Raw genomic sequence first — 24,506 nt, 5'->3', positions numbered from 1 at the left:
TAGCTCTTATATTTATTAATAGAGAATTCAAGCAGAAATATGATGTTCTCAATCTTTATTAAGCTTAGCCACTATAAAAAGAAAATACGTTGATTGAAAGAGCAGGTGACGCTTTCCTACAAACCACAAACAGGCTGTAACGTCATTTTATAGTTATTAAAGCCGCTAATAGGTCATTCGAGTGTGTTGCCAAAAATAGGCATTGCTGAAATTACAAAACCTTACTATAGTAAGGGGTATATATAAAAGCGGTGTAATGCTAGAGTATAACCAAACAAATGACAAATTTATTTATCCATAAAAAGTTATCTATTTACAGATATATAGATTCTTATTGACGCAGCTATCAATAAAGTAATGGTTAACAAGCTAACGATTAACAACATAACGATGAACAAAGCCAAGTTGCACAATCTTCTAGCAACTTCATTCAATTAGGAGAGGATGTGTCCAATCTTTCAAAGGCAAGTACTGTACAAGACAGTCATTTAAAGAACGGTGCAGACAGTCAACATCAAAACCCTATTTCGTGGTTTATCTTTGGTTTGATGGCAAGCGTGACCTTTATTGGTATTCTCTCAGAGCTGATGCCATCTGGTATTTTGCCGCAAATGACCGCTGGCTTAGGTATTGAGCAGACTCGGGTAGGGTTTTTGGTCGGTATATACGCGCTGGCATCAGCGATTTTTGCCATTCCGCTTATTAGTATGACGTTGTGGGTCAATCGAAAAATTCTTTTGATGGTTTTATTGGCAGGCTTTGCCATTTCTAATATCGTCGTCGGTCTTACCTCATCTTATGCGCTTATCGTCACCATGCGTATCATTGGCGGTATTTGTGCAGGGATTATGTGGCCGATGATTGCCGCCTATGGGACGGCATTGGTGCCAGAAAACCTACATGGCAAAGCTATCACTATCATTATGGCGGGCAATACCTTTGGGGTAAGTCTGGGTCTACCGATTATGACCTATATTGGCACCCAAGTTGGCTGGCGTACCTCATTTATCGTACTGGGTGTATTGGGTGCGGTGATTGCACTGCTGGCTATGAAGTTTTTGCCATCGGTGCAAGGCGAAAAGCTGACCCAAAGTAACTCGCCAATAGCGGTGCTCAAAATACCTGGCGTCTGGATTGTTTTAGCACTTACTTTTTTAGCAGTCGTAGCCCATTACAGCACCTACACCTATATCACGCTATTGGTCGAAACCATTAAGTTCGTTGGCGGTATCAGCTTAGCGCTATTTATCTTTGGGATAGGTTCGGTCATCTCGGTCATCTTATCGGCCAAGATTATTGACACCCATTTACGCGGTTTAATCGTTGGGATGTTAGCTTGCGGCGTGGTTGCCATGCTGTTATTTGTCTTCTTTAGAGGGACAAATGGTTTTGCGCATTTGGCTTTTTTACTGTGGGGACTGGCGTTCGGACCTCTGGTAACTATGTTTCAAACGGCTGTTAGCCATCAGGTGACGGAAGCAAAAGCGGTCGCGACCTCGGTACAATCGAGCGTATTTAACTTTTCAATTATGATTGCCACATGGCTTGCCGGTTTGATTTTGGTGCATATGCCAAAAACAGGTGTCTTGGGTATCCTCTACCTGTCTATTCTGTGTTTCGTACCTGCCATTATTATTACGATAATCTCTAAAAAAACCCTAGATGCACCTGCTGTCTAATAGCACTTAATAACTCAGCTTTAATCAACAATTTTAAATAACTAACTTTTAGCAATAATAGGAGTTTGTCATGATTAAATTTACCAATGCCACTATATATCGCAATAGCGATGCTAATGAAATCCTCGTCAAAGACGGTGTTATTCATCAAATAGGTAAGGGTTTACTGGCTGCTACAGAAGAGATCGACCTAAAAGGTCGGTTGGTTGTACCGCCTTATGTAGATTCGCATCTGCATTTAGATTATGTCTATACCGGCGGCGGTGATGAGGCGAAAAATGCTTCAGGTACGCTATTTGAAGGGATTGCGCGCTGGCACGATGTCAAAAAAACGCAATCTTTTGAAGATGCCAAAGCGCGAATGCTAAGAGGCATTCAGGAAGAGGTTTCTAAAGGTGTGCAGTACATTCGTACCCATATCGATGTCTGCGACCCTGATTTAATAGGGCTCAAAGCCATGCTCGAGCTGCGCGAAGAGTTAAAAGACAACGTTACCATTCAGATTGTGGCCTTTCCACAAGAAGGCATGTACGCCTATAAAGGCGCTGTCGAGTTGATGGAGGAAGCGTTAAAAATGGGCGTGGACTGTGTTGGCGGTATTCCGCATTTTGAATGGGCGTATGAATTCGGTCAAGATTCTGTGCGTAAGACGGTAGAGCTTGCGCTTAAATATGACAAGCTCATTGACGTCCACTGTGACGAAACTGATGACCCGATGAGCCGTCACGTACAATTATTAAATGCATTGGTGATGATGGAAGGTATCGGCGCGCGCTCGACGGCGAGTCATACTTGCTCATTTGGCTCAGCAGATGATGCTTATGCATTTCGGATGATGGGGTTATTTGAGCAGTCAGGCATGAACTTTATCGCATTGCCAACCGAAAATGCTTACTTGCAAGGTCGTCAGGACACATATCCAAAACGCCGCGGTTTGACGCGGGTCAAAGAGTTTTGGGAAAATGGTATTAACGTCAGCTTTGGTCAAGACTCTATTAACGATCCGTGGTATCCAACCGGTAACGGCAATATGATGAATATTTTGGATAACGGTATTCATTTGGCGCAAACCATGTCACTGCCGCAGCTTGACGTTTGTCTCGACTTTATCACGATAAATGGCGCAAAAACGCTAAATATCGAAGATGAATACGGTTTGGATGTTGGTAAGCCAGCTAACTTTTTGGTATTGGATGCCGATAGTCCGTTTGAAGCGGTACGCCAACGTGCCGACGTTCTCGCTTCTATTCGTAACGGTAAATATTTATTTAAAAAGTCTGAACCAAGCTATGATATCGAATTGGATGTTTTTAGAAAAACCAAATAGTCTTATTTACCAAAAATAGAGAAAGAATAAATAGCAACCAGCTAAAGTATTAACGAAAAAGCCCATTATTTTAAATAATGGGCTTTTCTATTTAACTTCTAAGATACTTTATTGGCATAAAGTATCTTAAATCATGAGGTCGGCAATTACTGAGCAGCAGCTTCGGCAACTGGCGCGCTAGCTGCCGTAGGAGCATTAGCAGTTGCAGTTGCAGGAGCTTTAGCAGTAGCAGTGTTCTCACCCCAGATTTTTGGGTATTTATAGCCAGGGAAGCTATCGTGAGCATACTTTTTAAAGGCGTCTGAGTTATAGGCGTTAGTGACGTCTTTAACCCATTTTTTGTCTTTATCAGCAGTTTTGATGGCTGACCAGTTCACATAAGCGAAGCTTGGCTCTTGGAATAGTGCCTCAGTCAGCTTGATACCCGCATCGGTCGCATAGTTGCCATTGATGATAGCAAAGTCAACTTCGTCACGCGCACGTGGTAGCTGTGCCGCTTCTAGTTCAACGATTTTGATGTCGTATTTGCTGTTATCAGCGATATCAGTTTTTGAAGCGGTCAATGGGTCGATATTGTCTTTTAAAGTAATCCAACCTAGCTCATTCATCATCACTAACGCACGCGCAAAGTTACTTGGATCATTAGGCGCAGAAACGCTCATGCCTTTGTATACGTCTTTGATGTTGGTCTTTTTGCCTGAGTAGATGCCCAGTGGCGCTGTTGGTACTTGAAAAACTTCAACCAAATCAAGGTTGTTTTCTTTTTTGAAGGTATCAAGATAAGGCTTATGCTGGAAGATATTAATATCTAAATCGCCATCAGCCAAGGCGATATTTGGACGCACATAATCGGTAAACGTTACTAGCTCAACTTCATAACCTTGTGCTTCTAAAGAGCCTTTTACTTGGTTACGAACCATATCGGCAAAGTCGCCTTCGGTGGTACCGATGATAATCTTGCTATGCTCAGGGTCGATATCGTTGGTCGCTGCCGTTTCTGTGGTCGTTGTTTCAGTAGCACCTTCAGTGACTGGCTCTTTAGTGGCTTCTGGCGCTGATGAATTGTTGCAACCGACCAATACAAGACCTGATACGCCAACGGTAGCCAATGCGGTCGCGAGCTGACGGCTGATATCTGTTAATTTCATGAAACTTCCTTAATAAGGGGTGGGAAATAGGGGATTGAATGTTAACAGTAAAAATCCACATTAAAAAAGCAACATTATAAATAGTAATGCTGCTAAGTTAAGGGTTGTTAAGATAGTATCAAAATTAAAGGGAATCAGTTACAAAGTCAAGCATTTGCTTAGGATGAATCGGCATTAAACCTTGAGCATTATTCATATCAAACGTTTAATATGAGCGCTTTAATAGCCAATGACTAAGGCTATTTATAGTTATTTGAGAAGTAAGTTTTAACGCTTGTCTAAACGCATCGCTATCCAATTACCAGACGCCTGAATACCGATCACCATAATTGATAGCATAATCACGATAAATACCATAACCTCAGTTTGATAGCGATAATAGCCGTAACGAATCGCCAAATCACCTAAACCGCCACCGCCAATCATACCGGCAGCTGCCGAAAAAGAAAGCAAGCTGATACATAAAATGGTAACGGACAATACCAAGCCAGAGCGCGCTTCATTGAGCAATACTTTGATAATGGTAAAAGGGCGTGCGCCCATCGATTCCGTCGCTTCAATAATGCCGCGTGGTACTTCGCGCAGATTTTGTTCGACCAAACGTGCAAAGTAAAAGGAACCGGCAATCGCTAGTACTAGCGATGCAGCAATCGGTCCGATACCCGTGCCAACGATGGCTTTGGTAAAAGGACTCATAGCAATCATCAAAATCACAAATGGGAAAGCGCGCATAAAGTTGGTGATAGCACCAAGAACGCCATACAAGGTCTTATTTTGCAAAAACTGCCGATCACTAGATAAAAATAAGAATACTCCAAACAGACCGCCGATCACGATGGCGACCGTCGTTGAGATACCAAGCATAATAAAAGTATCTACGAACGCTTGCCAAATCTCTTTGCGCAGCGCGAGCAGTTTGTCTATCGAGGCAGATAATTCAGCACCAGTTAACATGTTTACTCTCCTGCCTCTTAATCTTCATGGACCAAGCCTTTGCCAATCGGGGTGGTAGCCTGAATCAGACCATCGCGAATATCGGCAACCTCGAGCAATTGACCTTGATGTAACAACGCCGCGCGGTCGCATAGCCTGCGAATCACGCTCATTTCATGCGTGACGATGACGATGGTGACGCCAAGTTGTTCATTAATATCGCGTAGACAAGTCAATAAGCTGCGCGTGGTCGCAGGGTCAAGCGCACTGGTCGGCTCATCAGCCAATAACACCTTTGGACTTGGCGCAATAGCGCGCGCGATACCGACACGCTGCTTTTGTCCGCCTGATAACTGCGCAGGATAGTGCCCGGCACGGTCAGTCAAGTCGACGATTTCTAGACAGTCCATCACCCGCTTATGAATATCAGCGCTCGGATAACCTGCAACCGTTAAGTTAAAGGCGACATTATCAAAGACCGTACGATTGGACATCAGATTAAACTGCTGGAAAATCATACCGATATTATGACGGGCGATACGTAAATCACTAGCGGATAAAGTGGTTAAGTCCGTACCATCGACGATTACTTGACCTGAATCTGGACGCTCAAGCAAATTAATCAGGCGTAACAGGGTAGATTTACCCGCGCCCGAATAACCCATCAAGCCAAATATCTCGCCTTGCTGTACCGTTAAGGACGTCGGCTCGACAGCAGTAAACCAATGTGGCTTGCCGTCTTTATCTTTTATCGACCGATCGCTTAAGAAGCTTTTGGTCACATCGTTTAAGACAATCATGTCACTCATGGAGGGCTCAAAATTCAATAAATATTTTAATGGTTATGAAGCGGTTGTAAGCTCTTTTGGGTGTTTGAGCGTAAATTAAAATCAACATCCAATAACCCTATAATAAGGGGCGCTAATATAGCATATTCTGCAGTGTTTTGGATACGGACATCCATGACTAAAGGATAATCTTGGCTTGCACGTTATTGAGTAACGAAGCAATCGAGATAGATAGAGTATAAATTTACCGTGATTTCAAACTAATTTATATGAAATAAAGAAGAGTTATGACAGCTGCATGGACATTGGAATGTATTTCCGATCATCATTGTTAGCCGTAAGTTCTTGCCACCGAGCTTGTCAATACTGAGTTTTTTAAGACTACGCGTGTTAATGATTAATTATAGTGTTAATTATGGCTGTCATGATGATAATGAGGATCGTGCTTGACGGGTAGGACAACTAAAAATCGCGTATGACCATTAATGGTGTCGGTGAGGATGCGCCCTTGATGAGCCGTCACAATCTGGGCAACCAAGGATAAGCCAAGCCCCGAGCCTTTATTTTTTTGCTGTAGACGTACGAAAGGACTAAAAACTTCCTCACGTTTGTTCTCAGGGATGCCTTCGCCTTCATCAATCACTGCCATTACAGCATATTTTGGTAGTGGGCGGGTTGGTTCAGGTTTTACTTTCTTTATTAGATGCTTACTAAATATGCCTTCTTTACGTGGTGTATTTGCTGGCTCGCCATTGTCTTTGGCGTTCTCTTTATTATTGCCCTTAGAGTTATCTTTAGCGTCATCTTTCTCAACACTATTGTTTTTACCGGTGTTTTCTGCGTTTTTATTAATAGCATTGTCTTCAATACTGAGGAGTGATATCTCCTGATTTTCAGGAACCGCACGCCAAATAACTTTTTTGATTTTATCGGTTAAATCGCTCGTTAAGCGTTGGTAATTAGATATTAACGATGGCTCGAAAATGGCTTCGGCCTCATCGGCGCTCTTTAAATCAGTGTTTATGGCGCTGCTTATATCACTGGCTATATTACTAGGTACGTCAACAACTTCTGATGACTGTAATTTATCAGTACTTACGCTATTATTGTCATCACTATCGATATTGTCATCAATCTCAGTATCAGCAATGATGTTTTCACCATTTTTATAAATAGCAGGGGCGGGTAATAACGCTACTTCTATCGCTTCTGCTGACGTTGGCTTAGATTTTTTGTCATTAACGTCAATAGAATCGTCATTGGTAATAGTGTTTTCTACATTCTCAAGCTGGTTGACGTTATGAGCCACTTCCTCATAAGAATCAAAGTCTGAGCTATTATAATCGACAAAACTGCTGCATAGTATGGTTTGTAGTAGGAAGTCAGGGATGTCATTGGCTTCATCCAAGGTTTGCACGCCGTAAAGTAATACGGTGACAGGCGGCTTGCCGTGCAGCATGGCATTGGTCAATAAGTTGCGAATTAAATGAGTCAGCATGGATGATTGCCCATCAATAACGATGTGCTCGCCAATCAAAGTCGCTTCAGAATAATGCTGCCGTTCCTGATTGACCAAATCATATAAGTCCAGCTGCTCAACTTGTTGTAGCGCATGACCAGCATCTAAACGACTGACGAGCAAAATACTTTCGACCAAATCATTTAATCCAGACAAATCACGATTGATTGCTTGCGCACGCTTATCAAATTTTTCTTTGGTATCACTCGGCAATGCTCCAGCCAGCATATCCATCATCTCTATCTGCAAACGGATACGGGTGATAGGCGTGCGTAGCTCGTGCGAAGCGTGTGCCAATAGCAGATTATTAGCATTGATAAGATGTTCGATTTTTTGTGCTGCTTGGTTAAAACCGCGGGCCAGTGACGCAATCTCATCATTACCGCGGGCATTGACGCGCACGCTAAAATCACCATCACCAAGTTCAGCCATCTGCTGACTCATCTGATTGATACGCCAAGTGATGGTGCGAGCAATCCACCAAAGCACACCTGCCATAATAATGAGCAGCAATAAAGTACCCGTAAATAAGTTTAATGCTGCGGAAAGTACAGGTTTCTTAGGTGGTAGGCGTGATTCATATAATAGCGTATAGCCCGTACTACTATAAACTTGGGCTTGCTTGGTTGGAGAGGTTTCAGCAAATGACGGAAAAACGCGTGCTAATAGAGAGGGCGGCGCAGGCAGTTCTAACGGCAAATCGCTGTTATCACTTTGCATCAGCAAATGACCGTCGCTGTCATACAAACCCATCTTTGCTTGCAACGATTCATCAAAAATATCAAAGCTTTTTTTGACCACCGCCAACATAAAGCGTGCTTGTAGTCGGTTGTCATTACTAACGGCGATATTTAATTCGTGCAAGAAGGGGTCTATTTGACCCAGTATTTGCGTGGCTAAGATTTCTGAGCGGATACCAGCATCTTTATCATGAACCAACTGGGTCAATAAAACCATCGCTACCGCAAATAAGATAAGTGCCAGCATCACACTGGCAAATAGCTTGGCAAAAACAGAACGAAAACCCAGTTGTTGCATCAAATCATCTCTATTATCAAACGCTCATAACCACTTTATTGGTTTTACTGCAACTATCGCTTAGCCTAATGCCGTTTGATTTTATCTAGCAATTAAACTTGATCGGTGGCAAATTGATAACCGACACCGCGTACAGTAATGATACGTTTTGGCTGACGTGGATTGTCTTCAATCAGCGCACGCAAACGCGAAATATGCACGTCAATGGCGCGATCAATATTGTCTGAGCTGTCATCGTTTGGCATCGCTTGCCACAATTGCTCGCGGTTTAGTACTTTACCAGAATGGGTGGCAAAATAATGCAGCAATTGAAACTGATGCGTCGTTAGACGGACTGGTTGATCATCGATAGTGACTTCGTGGCTGTCAGGAAAGACGCTTAAACGACCAAAAGTCAGGCTGTCCGATTGACTATCTGCTTGATTTGGCTGCTCATGACGACGAATAACGGCACGAATACGAGCCAGTAATTCACGCGGCTCAAACGGCTTCGAGATATAATCATCGGCGCCCATCTCTAAACCGAGTACACGGTCAGTGGTATCGCCTTTTGCCGTTAGCATAATAATCGGCACTTTATTGGTCATATTGTTCTTGTTGCCACGTATTTTTTGGCAAACTTGCATCCCATCCATATCAGGAAGCATCAAATCTAAGACAACCAAATCGATATCACGCTCTTTGGCGTCCAATAACTCAAGACCTTCTTGACCCAATCCAGCATGGTGTACATCGTAATAATTCATGGTCAGATAATCACTGATTAACTCGGCTAAATCTGGATCATCTTCAATTAACAAAATCTGCTTACTCATGATTTTTCCTCTAGTTGTTGTTATAGTTTGTTTAAAATGGCTCTAAAAATACTGCTCTAAAAATAATTCTTTATAAATTGCTTTTCTATAAATTCTGCCTTCATAAATTTGCTCTTATAAAGAAGCACGCCCTTAATTTTTAATCAATGCTCAATCACTGCTAGCATACGCTATATTGCCTAAACAGGATGTTATTAAACAAGACATGCTTTGTTAATGTTTCTACACAATGTAACTACTGGCTTTGGCACTTATGACACCACTGCTTTTTTGCCTTCAGATTCAACCGGTAAATTTGCCAAACAAATCAAACTGTCATTGGTAATACCCGCGATTAAATACTGCTCGGTCAATGGGTCATATTCGATGACTTCAACAGGTTGGCGCGTCAAACGTTGGTCTTGTTTGATAATCCAGACGTTGGCGATCAAAGGGCGCAGTGGTTTATAAGGGGGTTTGTGTAGCACGGTTAGGTCAACGTCATGCAATGCGCGCTTAGGAACAATAGTCCCGACCTCTATTTGTCCGTAGTCAACCCGTCCCGTCACCTTCATATCAGGCCGTATTTGGTGGCGGCTGACTTCATTATCAACCACATTGACATAAACCAATAGCTGTTTTGTTTGCGCGGTGGCTGTCAGCTTACTAACCTGTCCGGTAAATTCATCTATCAAGCCTTCCGCAGTAAAGTTGACGGTCTGGCCGACAGAGATTTGCGATTCAGCCTCAATAGGCAGGGTTGCGATAAAATGCAGTTCCGTCTCATCACTGAGCTTTAATAAAGGCTGGCGAGCTTCTATTTTTTGCTCATTTTTAATATAGAGCTTTTCTACACGACCTGAAAAACTCGCCCGTACCGTAATCAAGCCATATGATTGCTCTGATTTTTTAACCCCTTGAGTATTATTTAGTTCATCATTGCTAGCTATGTCGTTAGTTTGTGGATTTGTCTTATTATTATTTGCCGTTATTTTTACCTCAGCTTGCATACTATCCATAACGGTATCATTTGCTGATGTTTTGGCTTTATCAATGGCAGTTTGCTTAGAGTTAATATCAGCGTTGTTATTATCTTCTATAGTAGGTTTTGGATTTGTAGAGGCTGCTTCATTAGTCGGCTGTTGAGAGGCGCTTGTTGGTGTAATAGACGTTGCTAAACGTCGAACTGTAAATAACGGCGCACCTTTTTCTACCCATTGGTTTTTCTTTACCAGTACTTGTTCGACAGTCAGGGCCTGCACGGCAAGCAAATTTACCTTCTTAATAGGTTCAATATGTCCCTCTAGCCCAAGGCTTGGCTGATAACGGGTTGGTTTGACACTTAAGATATGATCTCGAGTCATAGTGATGCTATCAGCGCGTATCAAAAGTGGCGTATTGAATGCTTCGCTATTTTCGGCCGTGACCGGCTCAGAGGTAGGCGGGGAAGGCTGACAGGCGACAAGGAGTAAAGCGCTTAAAATATAGGCGCTCTTTTTTAGAGGGTTAAAAGCTAAAAATATAGCGTTCAAGCCCTTTGTACCCGCAGAACCTATCATACCAATCACCTTTATCAACGAATTTTTATTATATAGTGAAACTTGCTGCGGTGAAATAATTACGCTGCCTTTTGTAATTTGAATTTTCTAAATTAAATATAGCACTGCTAGAGAATGACAAGGATATAAGATATAAACAAAAGAAATATTGCTAGAGTGATGAATTTACACCAATTTATTTGAACATAAATTCATTAAATAACTGGAAAAGGTGCTATAACTGTGCTAAAACGAACATAACAAAATATATTGATACATTTTTATGACAAAAGAAAATTATTCGGTAAGGTACATGCTATTTCTATATAATGTTTGAGATATAGCAAAACTAAGTCCTGTAGCTATCAATAGTTTGATTAAAGCCATGCTGTATTAGATGAAATCAGCTTCTACTTAATTATATATCAATAAGAAAGATGATTTTTTAGTCCAGTAGGATTTGAGTCAATGACTAAGTAGTATCGTTACTCATTGCTGCTATCGCTATCATAACGGCCTAAAATACCGCGCAATTCGCTAAGATAATTTATCATAAAGTGCGTATAGTGACGGATGGTAATGCCCTAGTAAATAGGCAGATGCTGATGGTGAAAATCTAGCTATTATGATCGATCCTGATACAGAATTTGCTGTTAATTTTCAGATAGAAAAAGCTAATTGATACATTGCGATAACAGTTCGTTAATTTAAATTAATAGATTAAATATCAATGGTTTAGATTGATATTTTGTCATGATAGATAGCGCCATGAATAAATAGTCGTTAATAGGATAGAGATAATGGAAAATAATTTTGAAGGTTTGAAAGTAATGGTGATTGATGACTCAAAAACCATTCGCCGTACCGCAGAAACCTTGTTGCAAAAAGCTGGCTGTGAAGTGGTAACTGCGATTGATGGTTTTGATGCCTTGGCTAAGATTGTTGATCATAACCCAGATATCATTTTTGTGGACATTATGATGCCACGTCTAGATGGTTATCAGACTTGTGCATTGATCAAAAACAATCCAGATTATGCCAGCAAGCCGGTAATTATGTTGTCATCGAAAGATGGTTTGTTTGATAAAGCCCGTGGTCGCATTGTAGGTTCTGATGAGTATTTGACCAAACCCTTTAGTAAAGATGAGCTTTTCGAGGCGATTAACCAATATCGTTAAGCGTAGAAATAGAAATAAATCTGTAAAAAGATATGGTCCAAGCAACTTATTTTAATCGTTTCGTCTCAACAATATATCCTAATGGATATCATCGAACATAAAGGAAATACCTATGACTACTGTTTTAGTCATTGACGACTCGCCATCTGAGATGGCGAAATTTCGCGACATGCTTTCTAAAAATAACTATCAAGTATTAGAAGCAACAAATGGTGAGCAAGGCTGTCAGATGGCCATTGACCATCTACCAGATGTCATCTTGATGGACGTAGTAATGCCTGAAATGAATGGTTTTCAGGCAACTCGTAAGATTACACGTGGTAAAACGACCGCTCATATCCCTATTATTATGATTAGTACCAAAAATCAAGAAACGGATCGGGTATGGGGTAAGCGCCAAGGTGCTAAAGAATATATTACCAAACCGATTGATGAAAGTGGTCTGGTCCAGATAATTCGTAAAGTAATGGGGTAGCTTGTGGCATCCAAAGGATTTATTGAGCTGCTGCGCATAGCAGACTTAGCCCGCGCGCGCAAAAGTGGTCGCCGCGGCGGCAAAGAGTTTGATTGGCAAGGGGTCGTATTTGAGATCGGTGGTCAGCGTTTAGTAGCGCCAATGGGCCAAGTATCAGAAATATTGACCATGCCAGAATATACCAGCTTGCCCTTAGTAAAGCCTTGGATGCTTGGTATCGCCAATATTCGTGGGCGCTTGTTACCTTTAACCGATTTGTCGCGGTTTTTACAAGTGCCTAGTCAGTTATCGCAAATGGCACAACGTAAAGTCATCGTCATTGACCATGATAATGTGTTCTCAGGGTTGCTGGTAGACAAGGTGCTAGGTATTGAGCAGTTTACGCAAGATCAATACCGTCCAGAAGCGCTTGAGTCTAGCTCACCGTTTGCGCCTTATAATCATGGTAAGTTTTTTAAAGATGAGCAGGATTGGTATGTGTTTATGCCAAGTTTGTTGGCACAGGATCTGCAATATATCGATGCCGCAATATAATAGTTGCTAGTACTTAAGTATTTTTACTACCTAATTATTAATAAATATCTTTTTTTAGTAAATATATAAACTTTAACAAACACCCATTTTAATCATCGGCTTGTTTGTTAAAAGGCTGATAGAAGAAAGCAACAAAGGCTGGCATGGTTCGATGATATGTCAGCATTCATACAGGCTTTGCGAATCACTGTTGTTTTGATGACAATATGATTTCAGAGTCAGTCACGATACGACTTTGACGATTGTTTGAAAGGAATAGGCACGATGAGTGATGTTATAAACAACCCTGTAGCTAGTACGAATAAAACAACGACAGATGCTAATAGTAAATGGAAGCTGTTATTAGGGCTTTGTGCTTTAGTGAGCGTGGCTTGTCTGTTTTGGCTGGTCAATTCCTTGTCATCGGTCAGTCAGTATTTAGCCGATTTTAATCAATCAGTCATATTACCGGTGATTGTCTTTGTTGTAGGTGTGCTGGGCATTTTATTTGCTTTATACCAATTACTAAAACAACGAGGCGGCTCAGAACGTTTACTGATTGAAAAAGAGACTTTGCGTCGTCGCCAAGAAGCGGAAGCAGAATCTGAGCGTGCGCGCCAAATTCAAGAAGAGAATGAGCGTAACCAGATTGCAATTTTGCGTCTATTGGATGAGTTGGGCGATTTAGCAGATGGTGATTTGACGGTAAATGCAACCGTATCGGAAGATTTTACCGGCGCGATTGCTGACTCTGTTAACTTCGCGATTGACCAATTACGCCAATTGGTACTGGTTATTAACAGCACGGCTGATCGCGTCTCGCAGTCTTCAGAGCAAACGCAGATGAATGCGGTTGAACTGGCTGAAGCATCGGAGCACCAAGCACAAGAAATTGCTGGGGTATCAGCCGCTATTAATGAGATGACCGTATCGATTGACCAAGTTTCAAACAACGCCTCAGAATCGGCAACGGTTGCACAGCGTTCAGTTGCCATTGCTTATAACGGTGCAGAAGTTGTACAGCGCTCGATTGAAGGTATGAACGTTATTCGTGATCAGATTCAAGAAACCTCAAAACGTATCAAACGCTTGGGCGAATCTTCGCAAGAGATTGGTGACATCGTTGGTCTGATTAATGATATTGCTGACCAAACCAACGTTCTAGCATTGAACGCAGCGATTCAGGCATCGATGGCAGGAGAAGCGGGTCGAGGCTTTGCGGTTGTTGCCGATGAGGTTCAGCGTCTAGCTGAGCGTTCAGCAAATGCGACTAAGCAGATTGAAACCTTGGTAAAAACCATTCAGGCAGATACCAGTGAAGCGGTCATGTCGATGGAATCAACGACTTCTGAGGTGGTACGTGGTGCCCGTTTGGCAAAAGATGCCGGTGAAGCCCTAGAAGAGGTGCAAACCGTTTCTAATACTTTGGCAGACCTGATTCAAAACATCTCCAACGCGGCTATGCAACAGGCAGAGTCTGCAGGTCATATTTCGCATACGATGAATATCATTCAGGATATTACCTCGCAAACCTCATCAGGTTCAATGGCGACAGCCCGCTCTATTGGTGAGCTCAGTGAAATGGCGGCTGCACTACAAGAGTCGGTAACAGGCTTCAAGATTTCTAATGATGACGAGCAGTTGGAACAAGAACAGACTGACGATGAGTATATAGATATTGATGAAAGAGTCTCAGATAGCATTTAAAAGCAATTTTCTATGTAATTAACCGCTCTTAATTTATGATTTTTATATTGAAATGTTAACCAAATAGTTGCTCTAGTCGTTATCTTACTTAGGGCAACTCTATTAATAGCAGGTCACATGAATAATCATATTAAAAAATTCAGTCCTATCCTTCATAAAGCTGACGCTCTAGCAGCAGAGGCTTTAAAAGATAATGCTGCTTTTGATACCGAGCAATGGCAACGTTATATAGAGCAAGAGATTGGCTTCATATTACCGAATGTCCAGCGTAGATGGTTGATCAATGCCATCACGCAAACAGCAGTAGATTATGGTTTGACTATCATACAGCTGTGGAATCAGTTGCCCATTAATTTTGAGCTGCGTCAGCAATTATTGGATAAAGTGCTGATTCATGAAAGTCGCTTTTTTCGCCATCAACCTTCTATCGAGTTTGTCACTGATTATGCTTTGCAGTATCAGAGGCAGCAGCTAATTGATGATAGTGTCAGTAGTCATACTGCTACAGGACTTGCTAATAATAGTGATAATATTAGCGATGATATCCGCGCTGATGAGTCGTTTCGTATTTGGAGCGTCGGCTGTGCTAGCGGGCAAGAAACTTGGTCGCTGGCAATGAGTTTGGCTGCAAAGCAGCTGACCAATTACAGCATATTAGGTACTGATGTCAGTGAGCAGGCATTAAAAAAAGCCCGCTTAGGGCAGTATGAACAAAAGCAGCGAGATTTAATTCCCTCACAATGTCAGCAGTTTATCCAACCATTGCATCCAGTAAGCGGGGTTGAAAAATTATATTTTTCTCCTGTGGCTACTAAAAAAACGATGGAAAACAGTGCTCTTACAAACTGGCAGGTGATGCCAGCTTTAAAACAGCATGTGCGCTTTGCTTTGCACAACATTATTGATAAAACCCCACCAACGCCGCATTTACAACAAGTGGTTGTCTGCCAAAATATGCTCCTCTATTTTCGTAAGTTTGATCAGCGCGATATTTTGGCACGGCTATCAGAACAGTGTGCGCTAGGTGGTTATATTATATTGGCTCCAGGTGAGGCGTTATTTTGGCGTCCTTCAAACATGCGCCGTATTGCGCACCCACAGATTAATGCGTGGCAAAAAATCAGTGCCTAAATTAACGCCTAGACGAGTTAGGATACATCTATGAAGAACCAGCCCAATGACATGGTGACGTTTGAGTGGTTATTACCACTGTTTAATCAGCAATTATCACAAGTAGTTGATGGCTGGCAATTAGGTGAAAAAAGCGCTGATTATGAAGAGATAGCAACAAGCTATCATCAGATTGGTGGCGCTTTAACCATGATTAACTTGCCTGCCTTGGCAAGCTTAGCCAACAAGCTAAGTTTGTTAACAGCAGCGGGTCGTTTTGATTCAAAAGCAGACCTTAAACATAACCCTGAAATAGGTGTTGAAGCTAGATTTGGTACAGATACAAGCCGTATCGCTCAGATGGCTCATCGACTGCTTGCGCGTGAGATTGCCTACTACGCGCGTACAGGTGGCTACCATACTGTTTTGGTCAATAAAGTCTCGTCGCAGTTAACACAAGTCTTAACCCACTTTAATATAGCGACGGATCATCTTGCATTGCTGCACGCTGAAGATGAGCATTCTACTAGCGCTCTAGATAACGAATACCTTGATATTCACCTACCTGCTATTACAGCAACAGCGAATTTAGACCGTGAGCAATATCAGCAATTGTTATTGGTTTGGCGTCAGAAAGTACAGGCATTGCTAGCAGCTAACAGCAATACTTCTTCGATATTGGCTGTTTTAGAAAAGGTCAGCCGCTATTTATGGCAAACCACAGCAGATGCAGATTTACAGCGTCTTTGGTATTTGACTGAAACTTGGCTACATGACCTAGCCCATAATGATAGCCCGTTACCTAAGCATTATGCTGGGTTATTAAGCCAGTTAGATACGCTGATAGAGTACTGCGCGCATCAAAACCAGATAGCGAGCAGTGTTATTAATAACTCAATAGAAAATATTTTTATTGAGTTAAGTAGCCTTGTTAATCATAGTGAACAGTCTCAAGCTATCCTGCATAACGTGTCGCAGTTAGATACGGAGTCACGTTTTTTACCTCGCGTATTAAGTAATATTGAAACCCTTATCTTTAACCTTGATAAACCTCATACTCTATTACAACCGCTACAAAAAATAAGCAGTCAACTTGAGAGTCGCGGTTGGACACTGTTTGAGTCACAGGCTAGCTCAATCCTAACTGATATAAAACAAAGCTTATCTGCAGAAGCCGCATCGACGCAAGAACATACGCAAGAATATACACAGCAACAGGGGCAAATTGAGCGTCGCCTCCAAGAGTTATACGATGCTATCTACAATACCGAGCAAGTTATTGCTAGTAAGATAGGAAATGCTGCTTCTTATACTTCTTTGTCTGGAGTTGTTGCTAATGATGATTTTTCTAGTGTTGAAGGTTTACAAGCAGAAACGAGCCGCCAAATTAATGCCAGTGATAAAGAGCTGCGCGAGTTACGTATTGCGGTCGAAGACCTCAAACAAGGCTTTAGTGATTATATTCAACGCCAGCAACTAGAGCTATTATCAAACTCGGCAGATTTCAATAAAATTAGCCAAGCCTTTGATAGTATGGGATTGCCAGAAATTGGTCAAGCGACAGATAAAATAGCCGATATATTTGAACAATTAAGCACCCATAAGATTAACGTGCTCAGCTGGGATGTCACTGAAGCGCTGGCAGAAGGTTTAACTTCTATTGAGTTATTACTCGATTATTTGGCGCAGCAAGTGCAAGTTTTCGATCAATCCTTACTAGAACAAGCAAATACCTATATTGATAAAGCGAATACATTGCTTAATGACTATATCGACGCGCCTGAAACGATTAATGATACTTTTTTGACCCAGAAGCTGGCTGCAAATGATGTACTGCGCTACGATGATAGCGGTGAAATTGCACCTAGTATTAATGATGACGGCGTTATTGAGTCAGTTTTAGAAACTGAGGTTAATAGTGATGATAGTGATAACGACAATAATCTTAATGACTCTAGTAGTAGTGATAAAACAGAAAGCGCTGTTTTGTTAAATGCTCGTAGTCAGCTTAAGCCTGATAACTTTGATATCGATGAAGATATTCGTGAGATTTTTATCGAAGAGGTTACAGAGGTTGTTGCTGATTTAGAAGACTTCTTACCAATTTGGCAGCAAGATGCGCAAGATTTGACGCCATTAACAGAAGTACGCAGAGGATTCCATACCTTGAAAGGTTCAGGGCGTATGGTTGGCGCTTTTAGCATCAGTGAGATGGCATGGTCTATTGAAAACCTGCTTAATCGTTTGCTAGATAAAACACTGCCAGTGACCGATGAAGTCGTCGAATTGGTCATAGAAACCACCAAACGTCTACCAATGATGCTTAATGACTTTGAAGCACAGAAATCACCAAGCTTTGATCCTGCGATTACGCTTGTACAAAGCAATAATTTAATGAGCCAGCAACCTATTAATACAGGGCTAGAAAAATCCGAAGTAATATCTTCTACAGCTGATATTGAGAAAGACAGTTCTTTAATAGAAGAAACTCTATTGTCAGATGAAGCAAGCTTAGACATTGAGGAAATAGATAGCCCATATACAGTTGATGGTTTGAACCACGCTGTGCAAGATACTGAAAAAAATATTTCTAACGCATTAATAGAGTTAGAAATACCTGCTGCATTGCAACCATTTATATCAGCAGCCCAGCCGTTGCCGATGGATGCCGACGATGCCGATCCTGATATTAAAGAGATATTTTTAGAAGAAGCCAATGAGGTCTTAGAGGAAATCGTTCCTTTATATGAGCATTGGCAGCTTACTCCTGATGACTTAACCCAGTTAACTGATATTCGTCGCGGTTTCCATACCTTAAAAGGTTCGGGACGTATGGTCGGCGCTAATACCAGTGCTGAGCTGGCGTGGTCGACAGAAAATATGCTTAACCGTATTTTAGACAATAGCATTACAGCTTCGACTGATATCCAGCAGCTGATTGGCGATGTATTAGCCGCTTATCCTATATTGTTAACTACCTTTGAAAATAACAGCCAAGATTACCCTGCTATCATGCCGTTATGGGTCGCGTGTGCTCAGGCTTATAGCAAGCAGCTTGGTAATGAGTTCAGTTACCCTGCGTTGTATCAAAAATTACTAAGCAATCCTGCACAGTCTTCTGAATCAAGTACAGATCAAAGTGCTCAGGATGGTTTTGCTGATGAGAGCAATGCTGACCACAGTAATGTTGAGAATTTCGATAACACCGATAGCACCAATAAAATTGACAGCATGTTGCAAACCATTCATTCAGTAAATGAAAAAATGGCAGAAGCCCCGATTTTTTTGACGCCACAAACTGAAGAAGAACAAGCCTTTTTTGATATTTTCATTGAAGAAGCAGAAGAGTTGTTAGAAAGTATTAACGACTTTGTTATTCGTCATCAGGATGAGCCTTTTGTTGCGGTGAGTGATGAGATTGTGCGGGCGTTTCACACCTTGAGGGCAGCGTCTGGCTCTAGCGCATTGACAGCGATTAGTGATGTTGGCGCGACGATAGAGCAAAGTTTAGAGCAGCTGCAGCAGCAAGATACGCCAATGAATGCTCAGCATTTAAAAGCCCTTGCTCAGTCTGTGACACTTATTGAGGGCTATTTAGATAATTATAAACTGGACAATTATAAGCAAAACGTTCAAGAGCAGGATGTTTCGTTAGAAGATATGCAAAGTCAGCAAGACATCGCCTCTTTGCAAGCCATGCTTGGTGAGCAGTATGGCATCAACGATAATGAGGTCATAGCTGATGATAAGCCAACGATAAACCAATTGTTGGATGATAATATCAATGAATTACTAGATGCGGAATGGCAGCTAGAAGCCGCCTTTGAGCAGCCAGACCGTGAGCAAGTTAAAGCTTATATAGCGCAGCAAATTTCACAAATAAAACATTTGACCAGCAAGACTCAAGATTTCCCGAAATTTACCACCATTCTCAACGAGCTGGGTAATGCTTATGCTTATTTAAGCCATCATCCCGAGAAGTCTCGTGATAGTGATATCCAAGCTATCTTACTCGCAGGACATGCGCAGTTAGTCGGTTTATTTGATGCTTTAGCAGGTAGCACCTCGTTAAAAATTGATGAGCAAGTGCTACAGCAATTACAAAGTATTTCTCAAGGCGACGACAATACTGATGAAGTGGTTATTAAGGATCTAGACATTCATACGGATTCAGAGGCTAATGCTAGCGTACAGAGTATCGCTGCATCAGAGCTTGAGCTTGAGACCATTGATACCGATATCGAGCTGCTAGAAATCTTTTTGGAAGAAGCACAAGAGCTTGATGATGCGCTTAATGATAGCTTTAGTAAATGGCGCGCTGACATTAGCAATATTAATACTTTAAAAGTCTTACAACGTCACCTACATACCATCAAAGGTGGCGCACGTATGGCAGGTATCCGTAGTATTGGTGACCTGACCCATGAGGCTGAAAATATTTATGAAGCGTTTGTAGAAAAAAGACGAGTGCCAACTGCACAGTGGCTTGAGATTATGCAAGTCGTACAAGACACGCTGTCATTGCAAGTAGCGCACATTGTCCGCTATCAACAATCGTTTCTTACGCCTGAGCTGATTGAGCAGCTGCAGCAATTTGAAAAGGCAACCGCACTTCCAGAGATCGTACAACTTATTGTGCCGATGCCAAAAAATCATGTTGAGGCTGAGAAGCAAATACTGGCCGATGAGTATACCCATCGTATAGAAAAAACCACAGATAGCTTAAGTCTAGATAGAATCATTCAGCAATCATGGGCAAATGGCTTGCCAGATCCTGATATCTTGGAAGTATTCTTAGAAGAAGCAGAAGCACTGACCAACCGTAACGAATATCTGCAGCTATTCTTAAGTGATGCGGGCGATATGGTCGCATTACAGGCGCTACAGCGCGACTTACACACCCTGAAAGGTGGCGCGCGTATGGTTACCGCAAGTGGTATTGCGGATCTTGCCCATGAAATGGAATCTGTTTATACCGACTTTGTCGATCGTCGCCGTCCTGCTACCAAAAAAGTCTTAGAGCTTTTGGTTGCTTGTCATGATTGGCTGGCAGATGCCGTGTTTATTTTATCGCAGCAGGTGAATCCGCCAACGCCTGATTTATTGATTGAAGCATTACAGCAGTTTAGTAAAAATCCAGATAGTTTAAAGAAAATACCAAAAGAGTCATTGCAACCGCAGCGTGATGCCATTCTTTTGGCGAAAGAAAAGCAAGAATCGACCTATATTCAAAAGGATATTAGTGAGATGCCACTGATGGTGGCTGATACTGCTGAGCAAGAACAGAACACCAATAATAATGAGATGATTCGTATCTCAGGTGGCCTGATTGAACACATGATTAATCTATCGGGTGAGTCGGCGATTAACCGTGCGCGTATCGATATGGGCATGAGTAGCTTGACCAATAGTATTGAAGAGATGGGCATGACCGTACAACGTTTGGCGGATCAGTTACGCCGAATGGAGATTGAGCTTGAAGCGCAGATTTTATCGCAAATTGATGACGAATTGGTCAATCATGAAGGCTTTGATCCTCTAGAGATGGATCAGTATTCTTCGTTGAATCAGTTGTCAAAATCTTTGACAGAATCGGCGTCTGATTTAGTAGACATTAACCATACTTTATTAGAAAAAACCCGCGATAGTGAAAGTCTGTTGCTACAGCTATCGCGCACGCAAACTGAGCTGCAAGATGGCTTAATGAACTCGCGTATGGTGCCATTTACCCGTCTAACGCCAAGGCTTGAGCGTATCGTACGTCAGACGGCCAACGAGTTGAATAAGTCGGTTGAGCTAAAGATTATCAATGCTGATGATGAAATGGATAGAACCATTTTAGAGCGCATTACTTCGCCGCTTGAGCACATGTTACGTAATGCTGTCGATCACGGGATTGAAACGGTTGCAACGCGCCTAGAGGCGGGCAAAGAGCGTAGTGGAAAAATTACTTTAGAGGTACTGCGCGAAGGTAGTGAAATCATCATTCAATTAACCGATGATGGGCGCGGAATTGATGTAGAAGCGGTACGTGATAAAGCTGTTTCTCAAGGTTTGATTGATGCAGAAGATACCTCGCTAAGCGACCTTGATATCATGCAGTATATTTTTAATGCCGGTTTAACTACCAGTAAGCAAGTCACGCAAATATCGGGTCGCGGCGTCGGAATGGACGTTGTGATCAGTGAGATTCGTCAGTTAGGTGGGTCAGTATCAGTGGTATCGGAACTTGGTAAAGGTTCTCGCTTTACGATGCGTGTGCCACTTACCGTTGCTGTTTCTGATGCTTTGGTAGTACGTGCCGCAGACCGTTACTATGCGATACCACTGGTACAGATTGAGCGTGTTGTGCGTATTAATCCAGAAAAGATTTATGACTATTATCAATCAGGCGCTGCCACGCTTAATTTTGAAGATACCGATTATCGTGTTCGTTATTTAAATGAGATTTTATCGGGTAATAAGTTAAATGAGCTGGTCGTCAATACTAATACCAGCGTGCCACTTATTATTATCAAAAACCGTAGTGGACAGAATATGGCGCTACAGGTCGATCAAATCGCCGGCTCGCGTATTGAAGTGGTGGTAAAACCTTTGGGGCAACAGTTCTCAAATCTATCAGGTATTTCAGCGGCGACCATCATGGGTGACGGTTCGGTAATGCTTATCCTTGATTTGATTGCATTGATGCGTAATGCCTCTTTAGTGAAAGAAGTAATAAAACCTGCGCTTACAGGGCGCAGTAGCACAGAGTCTAAAGCCACTATCTTAGTGGTCGATGACTCGGTCACGGTACGAAAAGTCACCTCACGTTTCTTGGAGCGTCAAGGCTTCAATGTGGTACTTGCCAAAGATGGTATCGATGCGCTTGAGATTCTACAAGAGACAACGCCAGACTTGATGCTACTCGATATCGAGATGCCGCGCATGGATGGTTTCGAAGTCGCAACCCAAGTCCGCCATAATAAACGTTTGCAACAGCTGCCTATTATTATGATTACATCGCGTACGGGTGAAAAACATCGTGAGCGTGCGCTTGAGATTGGGGTTAACGACTATATGGGCAAGCCTTTCCAAGAAAATCAGCTGCTTAGTAAGATTGAAACCCTATTGGGTAAAGAGGCTAGCTTAGTCAATGAAGGATAATTTAAGCGTGATGGCGCTAAAAGACAAACATAAAAGCGATATTAAAGTGCTGGTGGTCGCAGAAGACCATCAGCAGCGTATGGCTTTTTCTGATACGGTGCGTAGCTGTGGTTTACAGCTGGTCGACTGCGTATTACGGGTACAGTTGCAAGAAAAACTTAAAAGCTATGCAGCGTCTATCGATATTTGGCTAATCGACGGCGATTATGATAATGATATGGCGCTAGCGACCGCCGCTTCCAAACCTACCGCCGTTTTAGTAGGTTTTAGTCAAGCGCCGTATCTCAACGAGGCGCAGCAATATGCCAAGTGGCAGCGTAAACTAAAGCGTAAGCTTGCTCAAATGCTGGCTTTACCCATGTTAGTCGATAATATCCCGTATGAGAAAAATACTGCCTATGAAAATGAAGCCAATGATTGGCATTATGTTGTATTTTTAGGTGCTTCTATGGGCGGGCCTAGTGCGGTCAAAGAGTTTTTAGACCATTTGTCACCTGTACTACCTGTGAGTATTTTATTAGCTCATCATTTTAATCAAACGATGATTAGTACCCTACCGCGTATATTAAACCGCCATAATGAGTGGCGTTGTCAGCTGATTACCTCCTCGCAGCGCTTGCGTGCTGGTCAATGTTTGATTGTACCGATTGATAAACAAATAGTTTGCGATTCAACTGGGCGTATCATTTTGTTAGATCAAGCGTGGGAGGGCGACTATAAACCTGCTATTGGTCAAATTCTTAAAAATACCAGCGATGTTTATGGCAGTGAGCTTATCAATATTATCTTTTCCGGTATGGGTAACGATGGTACGCAGTATCTGGATTTAATCCAAGATAATGACAGTCAATTGTGGGCGCAAGACCCAAGTCTAAGTACTTGCCCGAGTCAGCCGCAAGCGATTATTGATTCAGGGTATTGTCAGTTTGTCGGTAGCCCCACCGCATTAGCAGAAAGACTTACCGATTATATTGCTGAAAAGGCGGCAAGCGCTTCTTCGGATTCATTTATTGTGAGCGACTTATGAAACAGATTTTAAAGCATTCGTTTGAGGCAGTGAGCTTACTGACCACCAATAATGGTATGCTCGACGTGACGATTGTCCCCGCTGTTGACCAGCCGGATTGGATTATTCCTAGCAGTTTAATTTTGAGTGTCGATGAATGTAGCGAACATACATGGAATTATGAATGGCAACAACAAGAAGTCGCTGTCTTCCATCTAATGCCGAGCCATCAAACGCCGGACAAAATGATTGTCTTAGAAGGTAATACCTCTGCGCACCGTATTGCGCTACAGACAGCAGGCGAGCTGCGCCAACTTCAGGCGCGTATCTCTGATGTCAAAGATATCGACCTGCCTGAGCATTTCATTAAAACAGATGACAAAATCGATGATGTTCAGGAACGCGTACAAGAAGATGTTGTGCTATCCTACCTATTTCAAACGGTTATGATTGATAACACGCTATACATGGTGCCGGATTTGGATAAAATCGCTCATCAATTGGTTGATTTGGACAGCTAATTTGCTCATGATTATATTGTTTAAAATAGTTTTTTATCTTCAGCCCTAAGATTGTTTAGGGTGTTTCTTTATCAGCCAATCATTAT

General features: G+C 42.1%; 16 protein-coding genes. 10 read left to right on the top strand and 6 right to left on the bottom strand.

Annotated features, from left to right (window positions below):
- Positions 1–446 precede the first annotated feature (446 nt).
- Entirely contained in the window at positions 447–1,679 is a 1,233-nt protein-coding gene (locus tag AC2FA3_RS01610; protein ID WP_490508012.1) for an MFS transporter, read from the top strand.
- A 70-nt stretch (positions 1,680–1,749) separates the two neighbouring features.
- A complete protein-coding gene (locus AC2FA3_RS01605) occupies positions 1,750–3,006 on the top strand; it encodes an amidohydrolase family protein (RefSeq protein ID WP_490508011.1) in 1,257 nt (418 codons plus the stop codon).
- A gap of 146 nt (positions 3,007–3,152) precedes the next feature.
- Here AC2FA3_RS01605 and AC2FA3_RS01600 read toward each other — a convergent pair whose 3' ends face one another.
- From AC2FA3_RS01600 to AC2FA3_RS01575, 6 genes are all read right to left on the bottom strand, one after another.
- Entirely contained in the window at positions 3,153–4,154 is a 1,002-nt protein-coding gene (locus tag AC2FA3_RS01600) for a MetQ/NlpA family ABC transporter substrate-binding protein (RefSeq protein WP_490508010.1), read from the bottom strand.
- Positions 4,155–4,421: 267 nt separating this feature from the next.
- Positions 4,422–5,108 (bottom strand): methionine ABC transporter permease, encoded by a 687-nt coding sequence (locus AC2FA3_RS01595; RefSeq protein ID WP_201544459.1) that lies wholly within the window; start codon positions 5,106–5,108, stop codon positions 4,422–4,424.
- 17 nt (positions 5,109–5,125) lie between these two features.
- Complete coding sequence (locus tag AC2FA3_RS01590; RefSeq protein WP_490508009.1) at positions 5,126–5,896, bottom strand: methionine ABC transporter ATP-binding protein; 771 nt, start codon at positions 5,894–5,896, stop codon at positions 5,126–5,128.
- A gap of 388 nt (positions 5,897–6,284) precedes the next feature.
- Positions 6,285–8,432 (bottom strand): ATP-binding protein, encoded by a 2,148-nt coding sequence (locus AC2FA3_RS01585; RefSeq protein WP_490508106.1) that lies wholly within the window; start codon positions 8,430–8,432, stop codon positions 6,285–6,287.
- Between the two features lie 92 nt (positions 8,433–8,524).
- Positions 8,525–9,247 carry a response regulator transcription factor gene (locus AC2FA3_RS01580; RefSeq protein WP_201544465.1) on the bottom strand — a complete coding sequence of 241 codons (723 nt, stop codon included), beginning with the start codon at positions 9,245–9,247 and terminating at the stop codon, positions 8,525–8,527.
- 251 nt (positions 9,248–9,498) lie between these two features.
- On the bottom strand, positions 9,499–10,785 hold the full coding sequence (locus tag AC2FA3_RS01575) for an efflux RND transporter periplasmic adaptor subunit (protein ID WP_490508008.1): 1,287 nt from the start codon (positions 10,783–10,785) through the stop codon (positions 9,499–9,501).
- A 779-nt stretch (positions 10,786–11,564) separates the two neighbouring features.
- On the opposite strand from AC2FA3_RS01575, the gene pilG reads away from it, so the two are divergent.
- The 8 genes from pilG (at position 11,565) to AC2FA3_RS01535 (ending at position 24,420) form a co-directional block, all read left to right on the top strand.
- Positions 11,565–11,942 carry a twitching motility response regulator PilG gene (gene pilG, locus AC2FA3_RS01570; protein ID WP_201544471.1) on the top strand — a complete coding sequence of 126 codons (378 nt, stop codon included), beginning with the start codon at positions 11,565–11,567 and terminating at the stop codon, positions 11,940–11,942.
- A 112-nt stretch (positions 11,943–12,054) separates the two neighbouring features.
- Positions 12,055–12,417, top strand: a complete 363-nt coding sequence (locus AC2FA3_RS01565) for a response regulator (RefSeq protein ID WP_490508007.1) — start codon at positions 12,055–12,057, stop codon at positions 12,415–12,417.
- Between the two features lie 3 nt (positions 12,418–12,420).
- Positions 12,421–12,951, top strand: coding sequence for a chemotaxis protein CheW (locus AC2FA3_RS01560; protein ID WP_490508006.1), 531 nt, complete (start codon positions 12,421–12,423; stop codon positions 12,949–12,951).
- A 264-nt stretch (positions 12,952–13,215) separates the two neighbouring features.
- A complete protein-coding gene (locus tag AC2FA3_RS01555; protein WP_490508005.1) occupies positions 13,216–14,637 on the top strand; it encodes a methyl-accepting chemotaxis protein in 1,422 nt (473 codons plus the stop codon).
- Between the two features lie 117 nt (positions 14,638–14,754).
- Positions 14,755–15,768, top strand: coding sequence for a CheR family methyltransferase (locus AC2FA3_RS01550; RefSeq protein WP_490508004.1), 1,014 nt, complete (start codon positions 14,755–14,757; stop codon positions 15,766–15,768).
- Between the two features lie 30 nt (positions 15,769–15,798).
- Positions 15,799–22,893, top strand: coding sequence for an Hpt domain-containing protein (locus tag AC2FA3_RS01545; RefSeq protein WP_490508003.1), 7,095 nt, complete (start codon positions 15,799–15,801; stop codon positions 22,891–22,893).
- Entirely contained in the window at positions 22,883–23,920 is a 1,038-nt protein-coding gene (locus AC2FA3_RS01540) for a chemotaxis protein CheB (protein WP_490508002.1), read from the top strand. Before AC2FA3_RS01545 ends, AC2FA3_RS01540 begins: the two co-directional genes overlap by 11 nt.
- Positions 23,917–24,420, top strand: coding sequence for a hypothetical protein (locus AC2FA3_RS01535; protein ID WP_490508001.1), 504 nt, complete (start codon positions 23,917–23,919; stop codon positions 24,418–24,420). The genes AC2FA3_RS01540 and AC2FA3_RS01535 overlap by 4 nt, the downstream gene beginning before the upstream one ends.
- Positions 24,421–24,506 lie beyond the last annotated feature (86 nt).

This window comes from Janibacter sp. CoH_79_TC_3 (assembly GCF_058197955.1).
The sequence above is the reverse complement of the archived record's forward strand: the minus strand, read 5'-3'. Positions and strand labels throughout refer to the sequence as shown.

Coding starts and splice junctions, on each gene's coding strand:
- AC2FA3_RS01605 (WP_490508011.1), top strand. CDS start 1,750: ATGATTAAATTTACCAATGCCACTATATATCGCAATAGCGATGCTAAT.
- AC2FA3_RS01600 (WP_490508010.1), bottom strand. CDS start 4,154: ATGAAATTAACAGATATCAGCCGTCAGCTCGCGACCGCATTGGCTACC.
- AC2FA3_RS01595 (WP_201544459.1), bottom strand. CDS start 5,108: ATGTTAACTGGTGCTGAATTATCTGCCTCGATAGACAAACTGCTCGCG.
- AC2FA3_RS01590 (WP_490508009.1), bottom strand. CDS start 5,896: ATGAGTGACATGATTGTCTTAAACGATGTGACCAAAAGCTTCTTAAGC.
- AC2FA3_RS01585 (WP_490508106.1), bottom strand. CDS start 8,432: ATGCAACAACTGGGTTTTCGTTCTGTTTTTGCCAAGCTATTTGCCAGT.
- AC2FA3_RS01580 (WP_201544465.1), bottom strand. CDS start 9,247: ATGAGTAAGCAGATTTTGTTAATTGAAGATGATCCAGATTTAGCCGAG.
- AC2FA3_RS01575 (WP_490508008.1), bottom strand. CDS start 10,785: ATGATAGGTTCTGCGGGTACAAAGGGCTTGAACGCTATATTTTTAGCT.
- pilG (WP_201544471.1), top strand. CDS start 11,565: ATGGAAAATAATTTTGAAGGTTTGAAAGTAATGGTGATTGATGACTCA.
- AC2FA3_RS01565 (WP_490508007.1), top strand. CDS start 12,055: ATGACTACTGTTTTAGTCATTGACGACTCGCCATCTGAGATGGCGAAA.
- AC2FA3_RS01555 (WP_490508005.1), top strand. CDS start 13,216: ATGAGTGATGTTATAAACAACCCTGTAGCTAGTACGAATAAAACAACG.
- AC2FA3_RS01550 (WP_490508004.1), top strand. CDS start 14,755: ATGAATAATCATATTAAAAAATTCAGTCCTATCCTTCATAAAGCTGAC.
- AC2FA3_RS01545 (WP_490508003.1), top strand. CDS start 15,799: ATGAAGAACCAGCCCAATGACATGGTGACGTTTGAGTGGTTATTACCA.
- AC2FA3_RS01540 (WP_490508002.1), top strand. CDS start 22,883: ATGAAGGATAATTTAAGCGTGATGGCGCTAAAAGACAAACATAAAAGC.
- AC2FA3_RS01535 (WP_490508001.1), top strand. CDS start 23,917: ATGAAACAGATTTTAAAGCATTCGTTTGAGGCAGTGAGCTTACTGACC.